General features: G+C 28.9%; 10 protein-coding genes. 2 read left to right on the top strand and 8 right to left on the bottom strand.

The window, feature by feature from the left end; genetic code table 11:
- The first annotated feature begins 26 nt into the window (after positions 1 to 26).
- Complete coding sequence (locus ACTG47_RS02480; protein ID WP_479925967.1) at positions 27 to 2,270, top strand: ATP-binding cassette domain-containing protein; 2,244 nt, start codon at positions 27 to 29, stop codon at positions 2,268 to 2,270.
- A gap of 260 nt (positions 2,271 to 2,530) precedes the next feature.
- Here the strand turns inward: ACTG47_RS02480 and ACTG47_RS02475 are convergent, their stop codons facing one another.
- The 3 genes from ACTG47_RS02475 to ACTG47_RS02465 form a co-directional block, all read right to left on the bottom strand.
- Complete coding sequence (locus tag ACTG47_RS02475; RefSeq protein ID WP_479925966.1) at positions 2,531 to 4,645, bottom strand: HelD family protein; 2,115 nt, start codon at positions 4,643 to 4,645, stop codon at positions 2,531 to 2,533.
- Between the two features lie 78 nt (positions 4,646 to 4,723).
- Positions 4,724 to 5,578: a helix-turn-helix transcriptional regulator gene (locus ACTG47_RS02470; protein WP_479925965.1), complete on the bottom strand. Its 855-nt coding sequence runs from the start codon at positions 5,576 to 5,578 to the stop codon at positions 4,724 to 4,726.
- Positions 5,579 to 5,802: 224 nt separating this feature from the next.
- Positions 5,803 to 6,699: a LysR family transcriptional regulator gene (locus ACTG47_RS02465; RefSeq protein WP_479925964.1), complete on the bottom strand. Its 897-nt coding sequence runs from the start codon at positions 6,697 to 6,699 to the stop codon at positions 5,803 to 5,805.
- 120 nt (positions 6,700 to 6,819) lie between these two features.
- On the opposite strand from ACTG47_RS02465, the gene ACTG47_RS02460 reads away from it, so the two are divergent.
- Positions 6,820 to 8,142 (top strand): MATE family efflux transporter, encoded by a 1,323-nt coding sequence (locus ACTG47_RS02460; protein ID WP_479925963.1) that lies wholly within the window; start codon positions 6,820 to 6,822, stop codon positions 8,140 to 8,142.
- A 58-nt stretch (positions 8,143 to 8,200) separates the two neighbouring features.
- Here ACTG47_RS02460 and ACTG47_RS02455 read toward each other — a convergent pair whose 3' ends face one another.
- The 5 genes from ACTG47_RS02455 to ACTG47_RS02435 form a co-directional block, all read right to left on the bottom strand.
- Positions 8,201 to 8,563, bottom strand: a complete 363-nt coding sequence (locus ACTG47_RS02455; RefSeq protein ID WP_479925962.1) for a VOC family protein — start codon at positions 8,561 to 8,563, stop codon at positions 8,201 to 8,203.
- 381 nt (positions 8,564 to 8,944) lie between these two features.
- On the bottom strand, positions 8,945 to 10,231 hold the full coding sequence (locus ACTG47_RS02450) for an ABC transporter substrate-binding protein (RefSeq protein ID WP_479925961.1): 1,287 nt from the start codon (positions 10,229 to 10,231) through the stop codon (positions 8,945 to 8,947).
- 190 nt (positions 10,232 to 10,421) lie between these two features.
- Positions 10,422 to 11,777, bottom strand: a complete 1,356-nt coding sequence (rlmD, locus tag ACTG47_RS02445) for a 23S rRNA (uracil(1939)-C(5))-methyltransferase RlmD (protein ID WP_479925960.1) — start codon at positions 11,775 to 11,777, stop codon at positions 10,422 to 10,424.
- Between the two features lie 23 nt (positions 11,778 to 11,800).
- Entirely contained in the window at positions 11,801 to 12,523 is a 723-nt protein-coding gene (locus ACTG47_RS02440; protein ID WP_479925959.1) for a pseudouridine synthase, read from the bottom strand.
- Positions 12,523 to 12,852 (bottom strand): DUF1904 domain-containing protein, encoded by a 330-nt coding sequence (locus ACTG47_RS02435; protein WP_479925958.1) that lies wholly within the window; start codon positions 12,850 to 12,852, stop codon positions 12,523 to 12,525. The genes ACTG47_RS02440 and ACTG47_RS02435 overlap by 1 nt, the downstream gene beginning before the upstream one ends.
- Between the last annotated feature and the right edge of the window lie 96 nt (positions 12,853 to 12,948).

Genomic DNA, 12,948 nt, shown 5'->3' with positions numbered 1-12,948 from the left:
ATGTACTAAGAAAGGATTTAACATTCATGTCAAATATTATAATAAAAGGACTTACACAAAATAATATAAAAAATATATCATTTAAAATTCCAAAAAATAAAATTGTTGTTTTTACTGGAGTTTCTGGCTCTGGCAAATCCAGTATTGTATTTGATACAATTGCAGCAGAATCACAAAGACAGATGAATGAAACATATTCTTCATTTATCAGAAATAGACTCCCTAAACATAGAAAACCTCATGTAGAGCTGATTGATAATTTAACTGCTTCTGTAATCGTAGACCAAACTCCTCTTGGTGGCAATGCACGTTCCACAGTTGGTACTATAAGTGATTTATATTCATCATTAAGACTATTATTTTCTAGAATTGGAGAACCTTACATAGGAACAACTTCATATTTTTCTTTTAACGACCCAAATGGTATGTGTAAAAATTGTTCTGGAATTGGTAGAGTTAAAGTAATAAATATTGAGTCCATTCTAAATCCTGAGAATTCATGGAATACAGGATGTATAAATGACTCTTTATTTAAGCCTAATTCATGGTATTGGAAGCAGTATGCAGAGTCTGGACTTTTTGACTTAGATAAATCCCTAAAGGATTATTCTTTAGAAGAATATAATTTATTGCTCTATGGTTCAAAAAATAAAGATGGCAAACAAGAAAATCCAAAAGTAGAAGGTATTTTTAACAAATACAATCAAATATATCTAAATCGAGATATTAGCAATATGAGTAAGCACACAAAAGAAAAATCAGAGAGACTTATAACAGATAAAAAATGTCCTGTCTGCCATGGAAAAAGATTAAACAAAGAAGCTCTTAACTGTACTATTTTAGGATATTCGATTACAGATATGTGTGATATGGAACTTACTGACCTTCATGATTTATTGTTACAAATAAAAGATAAAAGAGTTGAAACTGTAATAAAGACTATTGCAGATGGTTTAAAAAGAATGATTGATATTGGACTTCCTTACCTGCATTTAAATAGGGGATCATCTTCTTTATCTGGAGGAGAAGCTCAAAGATTAAAACTTGTACGATATATGGGAAGTAGCCTCACAGGTCTGACTTATATCTTTGATGAGCCTAGTACTGGTATGCATCCACGAGATGTACATCGTATGAATCAGTTATTAAAAAACCTTAGAGATAGAGGAAACACTGTCCTTGTAGTAGAGCATGATAAAGATGTTATATCCATAGCAGATGAAGTTATAGATATTGGTCCAAAAGCTGGTACACATGGTGGGCATCTTGTGTTCCAAGGTTCTTATGACAAGTTACTTCTAGCAAATACTCTTACTTCAAATGCGATGAATCTATCATTACCTATAAAAGCTAATTCTCGTCAGTTAAAAGGTATCCTTCCAATTAGAGATGCTTGTATAAATAATCTAAAACATGTTGATGTAGATTTACCAGTTGGAATTATGACTGTTGTTACTGGAGTAGCTGGTTCTGGCAAGAGTACTTTAATCTCTCGTGTTTTTGCACAAAAGTATGAAAAAGATGTTATTAAAATTGACCAAAGCCCAATTACAGCTACAAACCGTTCTATGCCTGCTACATTTCTAGGTTTCTTTGATGAGATAAGAAAGGTATTTGCTAAAGAAAATAATGTTGAAGAAGGTTTATTCAGCTTTAATTCAAAGGGGGCTTGTCCTGTTTGTGATGGTAAAGGAGTACTTGTTACAGAACTTGTATTCATGGACCCTATTATTAATACATGTGAAGCTTGCAAAGGTAGCAGATATAGTAAAGAAGTTTTGTCAAAATTATATAAAGGCAAACATATAGTTGATGTACTATCTATGACAGTAGATGAAGCTCTTGAATTTTTTACAGAAAAGAAGCTTTGTAAAATCTTACAAACTATGAAAGATGTTGGCTTATCTTATATGACCTTAGGTCAACCACTTAGCACACTATCTGGAGGAGAACGCCAAAGAATTAAGTTAGCTAAAAACCTCAACAAAAAAGGTACTATCTATATTTTAGATGAGCCGACTACAGGGCTTCATGGCTCTGATATTGAAAAGCTTATGTTGATTTTTGAGCATATAGTTGAGAAAGGTAATACTGTAATTATAATTGAACATAATTTAGATGTTTTGAAACAAGCTGATTGGGTGATTGATATTGGTCCTGATGGTGGTAAAAACGGTGGTCAGGTAGTGTTTGAAGGTACACCACTAGAAATGGTTGAAAGAGGTTGCACTATAACGTCAGATTTCCTTAGAAAATCAATAAAAATATAAATAATATAATAACAACATTAATAAATTAGGAACTATTACATATACATTACTACTTTGTTCTAGTTTATAAATTTATATTTTAACTTTATTTTAAGAGAAATTAACATTATAAAAGCTATAAATTACAAAGTTTTATAGAATTTCAAATATAATTTATAGCTTTTATTTTTTATAGGTATTGTTTTTTTATTGATTTATTAATGAATCTTGCTTGATACCAATTTACACTTATAATAAGTAAATACATATAAGGTTATAATCTACAGACTTATAAGTTGAGTTAATGTACCAACATATGTTAACTTAAGTTTGTGCATAGCTCGTGTACAAGCAACATACAATAAACTGCGGTCATAATCACTATAATATGTTTTATTATTTACTGAAGGCACAATAACTTCATCAAACTCTAAACCTTTTGACATTTTAACAGAAGTTATGGATACTCCTTTTGTAAAACTAGAACTTTCAGAAGATATTAAGTGAACACTGTATTCTTGTCTTAACGCATCATATATAGCATTAGCCTCATTATCTGTCTTTAATATGATACCAAGAGTAGCATTATCACTCTTTTTAAATTCTTCGATTTCTATTTTTATCTTATTTATCTCATCTTGTTCATTATTACATTTTAATAAAACTGGTTCTTCGCCATGTCGTTCAATTGGCTCTAATGAAGATATGTCTTGAATCTTTTTGGCAAAATCAATAATCTCAAAAGTAGAACGATAGCTCTTGTTCAACATAACTAGTTCCCCATCATTATATAGCCATTTTATATCATCTAGTGTGTGAGTATGGTTAGGATTAACTAATTGTCCAAAATCTCCAAGAATAGTCTTTTTACACTTAAAAAGCAAGTTTATTACAGCATATTGAATAGGTGTATAATCCTGCATCTCATCAATAACAATATGCCTTATAACCTTATCTTCTTGTAATCCTTCATATGCAGCGTGGATATATATAAATGGATATACATCTGACCATTCAAGTGTTTTCTTTTCTGGCATTACAAACATGTTTGATATATTCATTTGCTTAAAGAAATCCTTATACAGTGCAAGGGTATTTTTTATTTTCAACATTCCATTTAAGCTCTTAAGTATACTTTTTACTCTTGGTAAATCTTCTTCCATAATATTATCTGTTTCAAATCTATAACGAATGTCTTCAGCTACCTTCTCTAGCCTTCTCTTAATTGGATATTTATTATATGCCTCAAATCTACTCTGTATCCAATCACTTTTAGCTATGAAGCTTCCAAAAGTATAATCTTCTGGAACAAAAACCTTATTAGGCATTTGTTTTACATAACTATCCATAAGTTTTACAAAATCAAGTGTAGATTTAAAACGTAATCTTTCACTCAATTTAGCATCATTTGTTTCTAATGGGTCTCTCTCACTTTCAAAGTTAATTATTCTCTCTAATTGTACTTCTGCTATATTTTCAAAACTTAATTCACATAATGGTTCTTCTCCGAGTTCTGGTAGAACGTTGGAAATATAGTCTCCAAAGACTTTATTAGGTGATAGGATAATTACATTATTTGCCGATATTTTATCTTTAAATCTATAAAGAAGAAAAGCAATTCTATGTAATGCTATAGATGTTTTACCAGAACCAGCTACCCCTTGAATAATTAATGTATCAGCTTTATCATTTCTAATAATTTGATTTTGTTCTTTTTGTATTGTAGAAATAATTGACTTCATTTTTTCGTCTGAAGTATGGCTAAGTTCTTTTTGAAGAATATCATCTTGTATACTGATAGAACTTTCTAATGCGTATTCCAATTTCCCATTTTTGATTTTAAATTGTCGCTTCCTTGTTATTTCTCCATCCACCCATCCTATTGGTGCATCATATCCCGCTACTCCTATTTCATAATCATAAAACATACTAGCAATTGGAGAACGCCAATCAAGTATTAACAGTTCATCTTCACAGTCAAATGCAAATCTGCCTATGTAGTATTTATATTCATCATCCACATCTTTCAATCTAAAATCTATTCTAGCAAAGTATGGAGAATCTTTAATTTTGTCAATCTTATCTCGAACTTTCACCATAAAAGCTCCATAGTTATCTATTTGTTTTAGTGATTGTTCATTTTGAAACATTTCATGTGGGTCTATTTCGCCCCGATTTTTTACCATATACATTTTGGCTTCCATATAATCCCTATCAAGTTTTCCAACAAGATTCTCAGCTTTCTTAAAAGCATCTTCTATCTTATTGTTTATATCTATTAGATGTACAATCTCATCTGGAAAAGACGTTAATAGCTCTGTATCATGTTCATATATGTTATGTTCACAATCAGATACAATAGAATCAAAATTTACTACCTGTTTATTTTCAGACATTTAAATCCTCCTTGTTAATTAAGTACTTATATTGAACCATTATACTTAATTATATTTTGGAGTTTTTAATCATTCTTGCTATTTATTGTTCTTTTTATCTAAAGAAGTCATGACAAATTTTTGAGTAGGATATCCAAACTCTACAAGCAACTCTGCTTCTGCAAATCCCAACTTCTTTATCATATCTCTATGCCCTGTATCAGCTTTGTCACCCTCTCGAAAGGTAGTAATTGATATATCTATATCTATCAAGAAATCTTCAATAACTTTCTTCAAAAACACTTGTGCAATATCTGAATTACGATATTGAGGATGTATTCCAAAAAAATCAATACTTCTAGTTTCTCTATTAAATATCATATTTGCAATAGCAATATTATTAAGCTTTAATATCAAGGCTCTTTCTTCTAAAATATACTGTTCCAATTGATATATATATTCTTCCTCTTTCAAATTTGGAAATCCATCTATTACTAATTGCACTAAATTCATCCACAATGGTATATCAGACATCTTTGCAAGTTTAATTTCTTTTTCCAACTCTAACACATTTTTAGAAAATAAATTATCTTTTTTCAAAACAAATCTTAGCTGCAAAGGATAAAATTCTTGTTCTTTTCGATATTTATTTGGAGATTTTTTGTACATAGCTTTAAATATAGAAGTGAATGCCTGTTGACTTTCATATCCAGCTATCAATGCAATTTCAATTATTGGTTTCTTTGAAAATACCAATAATTTTGCTGCTTCTGTTAATTTTCTTCGTTTTATATAATCATGCATTGTTAATCCAACAGAAGATGTGAAAGTTCTATGTAAGTGATATTTTGAATAATGGACAGCATTAGCAACTATATCTAAATCCAGCCTATCTGATAAATGCTCCTCTATATAGTCAATAACTGTTATGACATTAATTACTTTATAAGACATTGCAGCTCTCCTCCTTTTATCCATGCAACATTATATCAATCATCACTTAATCAAATTTAATGAATCTTGCTCTTTTTAAACAAATTTATTTTTATATGCACTTTATATTTACTATCGTATACTTAATAATTTCCTTATATGTTTTCCAATCCTAATAATAATTGTTTCCAAAATAATGTCTTAACCTCATAATTAATTTTTAGTTCAATAGTTTAATATAACTTTTACTTTTTAATTAAAGACTCTAACCCTTTAATTTTCAATAATTTTTCATTTAGTAAATCTAAAAAATTATTTATTATTTCTTTCTTACTAGATTCCTTAATTAAGTAATAAATAAATCTATCTGGAGGTGCATCTTTTATATAATGTATTTCGATATTTGATATTTCTTTAAGATGGTATGCTACTGACACTGGCACAATAGCCCACACATTTTCTTGCCTCATAAAGTACTCCAAAAGTGACATCTGGTCTAGAAATACTTTAGGTTGAAGAGTTGAACGAAACCAAAAATTGTGCCATAAATCATATTCAGGATTCCACGGAAGCCTTATCTCATCAGCAACATCTAAGATAGATGGATGTAACTCCCCTTTATATTTTGAACCATAGCTTGTTACTAGTAACATAGCTTCTTTAAATATTGGTATTGTCTCTATATTATTAAAAAACATATCATCAGAAATAAGTGCTATATCTGCTTCTCCTTTTGAAATGTAATCATATGCTTCATAAGAATGATAGTTGTAAAAGTTTATGTTATATTCCGGATATGTGTTCATAAAGCATGAAAATACATCTGGAAGTATATATGAACTTACACTCCCTATAGAGGATATGTTTAGAATTTTACTTCTATCTATTTTAGTTATAGACTTGGCTTCTTGTAAAAGATTTTTATATTTTTCTGCAATTGGTACAAATGCTTTTCCCTCTTCTGTCAACTCTGATATTCGTATACCTTTTTTTCTACTAATTATTTTATATCCTAATTCTGTTTCTAATGCATTTATTCTTCTACTCAATGCTGGCTGAGTAACATATAAACTTTCAGCAGCGGCAGAAATACTACCTAATTTTATAACAGTCAAAAATGCTTGTATTTCAAGTTCTGTCATAGCATTACCTCAATTCATAATATAAATATTTATTTATATTATATGGCTAAAAACGGCATTTTACAATTATTTGATATGACTGTAAACTAATGGTATCTTAAATTTTAACGAGGTGCTCTTATGAAATATACAACTAACTTAACAGAAGGAAATATAAAAAGAGAATTGTTCATACTTATGCTCCCATTGCTTTTAGGAAATATACTTCAACAACTTTACAATACTATTGATGCTATTATAGTTGGTAGATTTGTAAGCCAAACTGCTTTTGCTGCTGTAGGTGTAGCTGGTACTATTATGAATCTTTTTATATTTATACTAAGTGGAAGTTGCACAGGTATTTCAATTATATTTGCACATTTCTATGGTGCCAATGACTTATCTTCATTTAGAAAGGAATCTTTTTTAGCAACCATTTTCGGAGCTACATTAACTTTTGTATTAAGTATATGCTCAATATTCATGCTATCTCCACTATTAAACATAATTAATACTCCACATGAGGTTGCAAGTATAGCAACATCTTACTTAAATATTATTTTTTGTGGACTCATTGCAACATATTTTTATAATCTGTTATCAGCAACTTTGAGAGCTGTTGGTAATACTAAATCAGCTCTTATTATCTTAATGTTTTCAATGATAATGAATACTGTTTTAGATTTAGTTTTTGTTGCAGTGTGTAATTTTGGAATTCAAGGAGCAGCCTTTGCAACTGTATTATCACAGACCCTTGCATCACTTCTTTGTTTTGCTTATATAAGAAAAAATATCTCATTTCTTTTATTTAAAAAAGAAGATATGAAGTTTGAATGGAAATTATTAAAATTAACTGTCTCTTATAGTTTAATCTCAGCTCTCCACCAATCTAGTCTATATATTGGAAAGCTACTAGTACAAGGTGCTGTAAATATAATGGGAACAGATATGATTACAGCATATACTGCTACAACAAGAATTGAAGGGTTTGCTAATTCTTTTGGAGATAGTGGAGCTGAAGCTATATCTATATTTGTTGCACAAAATACTGGAAATAAGGACAGAAAAAGAGCAAAGCAAGGATTTTATACAGGATTGATTATTCTGGTATGTCTAGGAATTGGATTATCTTTAATAATGTACTTTTTTTCAAAAACTACTGTTGGACTTATGATGAGTAATACAAATAATGACATTATGATAAATGGTGTAGAATACATGAAAACTATTTCTATTTTTTATGTCTTATGTTTTATAGGAAGCGCCTTTGTTGGCTGGTACCGAGGAAGTGGCAAAGTAAATATCCCTGTAATTGGAACTATTTTACATATATCAATTCGTGTAATTCTTTCTTATTTATTTATTCAAAAATTTGGTCTAAAGTCTGTGGCATTTGCTACTGGAATAGGTTGGATTTCTGTTGTATTATTTCAATACATTATTTTCTATATCTCAAAAGAATAAAAAGGTGAATCTTATACAGAGTTCACCTTTATGTAATAATCTTCTATTCTATTTTTAACTAGTCTTTTTTTGTATGTTGAACATACTCTACAATTGTGCCATCTGGATGTTTTACTGTCATATTATATCCTGTAGGAACTTTTTTCTTATCTCTTACCACAACTGCTCCATTCTTTAATAGATAACTTCTCCATTCATCAACAGAGTCAACCATAAAAGTAGATTTTGTTTCTATAAATGGTTTGAGAGCATCATCAGAACCAGATAATAGTAAGACATTTCCTACCTGTGCTAGTTCCAATCCAACTTCTTTATAAGAAAAACGTAGAGAGCATTTTTCTTTTAAAACATTCTCATAAAAAGATATTGCTTTTTCTATATCTTGAATATAAAAACGTGTTAATGTATCATATATTTTCATGTGTTTCCCCCTGTATCTACTTCTTTTATTTATCCTAAATTATACCACTCTATAAATTGTATAACAATAAATCAAGTATTATCTCTTGACCATATACATATATGTTTATCTAGCAATTCTTCATGAATCTGATTTTCATATTTAATTGGAAAAATAAAAAAACACTCTTCATAATGAAAAATGTTTTTAATAATGATTAACTTAGTAAAAATGTATTTTAGAGGCATTTTTACTAAGTTAATTTATGTATTTAAACTGAATCTAGAGTTTGTTAGGTTAATACTCTTGATTCTTTGCATGATACTTTTCATTTTTTTATTACAATAGGCATTATACTCTTATTCTATCTAATTTTTATTTGTATCCATTTAGAAATAATCTTTAATTATTAATAGTTTTGCTTGTGTATGCAGAATATTTATTTTTTATTTCATTAAATCCTTCTTGAATACCTATGTCTCCATTAATAATATTTGGTACAACTTCTCTTTGTGATTGCTGATAATTAACATAATCATTAAATAATATAAATTCATTTTTATTTGCACACCCAGATTTATTTGGATATAAAACATTTGGATTTTTTAAGTTATAAAAATTCTTACATTTATCAAGAATTTCCTTGTCCATATAACTGACAAATGGATACATTCCAAATAGTCTACCATCAACTCCTTTTTTAGAAAATTCCTTACTAAGAAAATGATTTAATATCTTTAATGCATTTTCTTTGTTGGGAGCATTAGCAGGTATTGATACATCTGTAGTGTTTAAATAAACTTTATCTTCAAAACCTTTATAAAAAGGAACTTCAAAAACTTTATATTTATCCATAGAATCTTTATAGTTCATTATTTCAATACCTTGAATAAACTTCATAACTATCTTATCATCAATAAATAAATCTGATGTATTTATTGTTTTGTGTATACCATAGTCCTTATATAAATTCATAAAGAATGAAAATACTTCCATCCATTTATTATCAACATAAATATTTCCATCAGATTTTATAGATAAGTTAAGTGGTGTTGTTAAAACTTCAAAATCTTGAAAAAAGCTTTCTGTTCCATTCATACCTAATGACAAAGGATAAATATCACTAGCATTATTACTTCTTATTGCACTTTTAACATCGTTTAATACTTTTAAAGTATCTTGCCAAGATTTTATTTCATTTGGAATAGGAATATTTAATTCTTCAAATAAATTTTCATTTATCATGATAAAATTTGATGAAAAATATGGTGAAATAAAATACATACTACCATTACCTATTTCTTTAGACTTATCTATTATTACAGGATAAATGTTATGAATATCTATATACTTATCCAATTTTAATAGTTTTTCATTTTTTATAGAATCTCTTAAATATTCATTTGGAATATCTAAAAGTAAATCAATACTATTGTCATTTAACTTGTTTATTAATTGAGTTTTAGGATATTCCCAAAAATCTTGTTCTGCTAAAATTTCATCATCATCTATAACATAGTCTAATTCTAGATTTATATCTAATTCTTTTTTTAAATAATTTTTTAAAGTATCATAGCTAGAAACTTCATTTTTATATAAAACTAATCCTTTTATACTTTCTCCATTTCGGGTAAAAATTACCATTAAACATATAAGTAATACTCCCAAATATATAGTCAATTTTTTCATATTTATCCCCCTATTTCAAGAAATAATAATTAACTAAGCATATGTATTTTTTTCTAAAATTTATAATTAGTATATATTCAGTACAAATAATATTAGAGTCCCATTAAATAAATTTACCACCGAATAAAATCACGGTGGCAAACTGGTGGTAAATCCACTTTTTTATAATTTATTAATACTCAAGCCCCTGTTATTCTCTAATAAGTTTAACTACAGTCTCGCAATGAGGTGTATTCGGGAACATATCCATACACTTAACCATCTTAATCTCATAACCATACCCCTTAAAATCAACCAAATCAACAACCAAAGACTTAGGATTACAAGAAATATAAACAATCTCCTTAGCACCAAACCCACAAATATCCCTAATAGCATCCTTATGAATACCTGGTCTAGGAGGGTCAACAATAATCAAATCTGGCTTCTCCTTCAAATCCTTAACAACCTTAGCTACATCTCCAGCAATAAACTCACAATTAGTAAGCCCATTCAACTTAGCATTCTCATTAGCAGCAGCAACAGCTTCCTCGACTATCTCAATACCATACACCTTCTTAGCTGCACCAGCCATAACCTGTCCAATAGACCCAGTCCCACTATACAAGTCAAACACAACCTTATCATTGTAATCTCCAATAAAATCTCTAGCAATACTATAAAGAACCTCAGCTCCCTTAGTATTAGTTTGAAAAAATGAGAATGGAGAAATCTTAAATTTAAGACCTAAAATTTCTTCTTGTATATAATCTCTTCCATACAACACTCTTAACTCATCACATTGGACTGCATCTGCTAGACCATCATTAATAGTATGAAGTATCCCTACTAACTCAGCTTTTAAATCAATACCTAAAAGCATCTCTTTAAATTCGTTCATGTCAAAATCTTCTTGAGAAGAAGTTACTATATTAACCATAATCTCGTTAGTATGAATCCCTTTTCTTACTACAAGATGTCTCAAATATCCTTTATGATTCATTGTTCTATAATAAGGAAGCTCTTTTTCATTAAAAAACTCTACACTAGAAACTAATATCTTTGAGAAGTCTTCTTCAACTAACATACACTCCTCAACAGTTTGTATATCTATATGTTTTCCTTTTTTATGAAGCCCTAATGTCAAAGGTCCATTTTTTACTTCATCTCCAAAAGTATACTCCATCTTATTTCTATAATATTTGCTTTCTGGACTTCCTTCTATCCCTAAAAATTGAAATCCAAATAAATCTTGCTTTAAGAATAAATCCATAACTTGTTTTTCTTTTATTTCCAATTGCTTTTCATATGGTACTGATAGTAATGTACATCCTCCACACTCTCTAAAGTGCTTGCAAGCTTCTTCAGTTTCAAGTGGTGAGCACTCTAATAATTCTATCATCTTAACTTCGGCTTTCTTACTTCTAACTTTTTTAACACCAGCTCTTACCTTTTGACCACTTATTCCACCCTTCATGTGAATAACTCTGTCTCCAATTTGGCCTAATGATGTACCACCAAATTCCATTTTAGCTATTTCAAATTCTACAATATCCTTTTTCTTCACAAACCTTCCTCCAATTTATTATATTATCTTTCTTCAATCATCTTTACTTCTTCATCTGTTAACTCTCTATACTCACCTAATTCTAGGCTCTCATCCAATTTCAAATTACCCATAGACAATCTTTTTAAGTATACTACTTTTTTACCTACACTTTCAAACATTCTTTTTACTTGGTGAAACTTACCTTCATGTATTGTAAGCTCTATCTCTGATTCATCATCACTCTTTAATATATTTAACTGAGATGGCATAGTTTTATATCCATCATCAAGTACTACTCCTTCTGAAAAAGCTTCTACATCTTCTTCAGTAACTGCTCCATCAATTTTTGCATAATAAGTCTTAGGCACATGCTTCTTAGGAGACAAAACCCTATGAGAAAGCTTCCCATCATTAGTTAAAACTAATAATCCCTCTGTGTCTTTATCTAACCTTCCAACAGGAAATGGTTCAAAGGCTAAGTATGATAAATCAATTAAATCTAAAACCGTTGGGTCATATTTATCAGTAGTTGCTGATATATATCCATCTGGTTTATTCATCATCAAATATATATATTCTCTATATATAACTTCTTCTCTATTAAATAATATCTCATCATTTTCAGTGTCTACTTGAGTTCCTGGATTTGAAACTTCACTTCCATTTACTACTACAGACCCCTGCTTACAATACTTCTTTATTTCACTTCTACTTCCATAACCTAAATTTGAAAGAATTTTATCTATACGTTGCTTTTTAGCCATTAAAAATGTTCTCCATTCTCATAATATTTTTCTTTTTCAAATACTGTAAATGCTAAATCCATACTTTCTACATCTAAATTATTTCTTATGCTATCAGTTATTATTCTTGCTACTGTATCTTGTACTTCTTGTCCTCTATCAAACCAAGCTATCTCAACAAAAGGATATACATCTGCTATTTTACCATCTCTTATTGCAACTGACTTTATACATTCTATTTCAAAATAATCTCTTGGACATTTTACAGCTTCAACTAAATCATTTATCATTTTTTCACTTATTTTGCATATATCATTCTCATTAATTCCTCTAATTTTTATCTGTGGCATTGTTAGGTCTCCTTTATCTTAATTCTTCTTAAAACGTTTATATTTTTTATTATTTTATCTAATCCTATTATCTTATATTTAACATTATACTTGTAA

The organism is Clostridioides sp. LIBA-6622, assembly GCF_056716095.1.
Note: the sequence above shows the minus strand (reverse complement) of the source record. Positions and strands in the feature narration are given on the sequence as shown.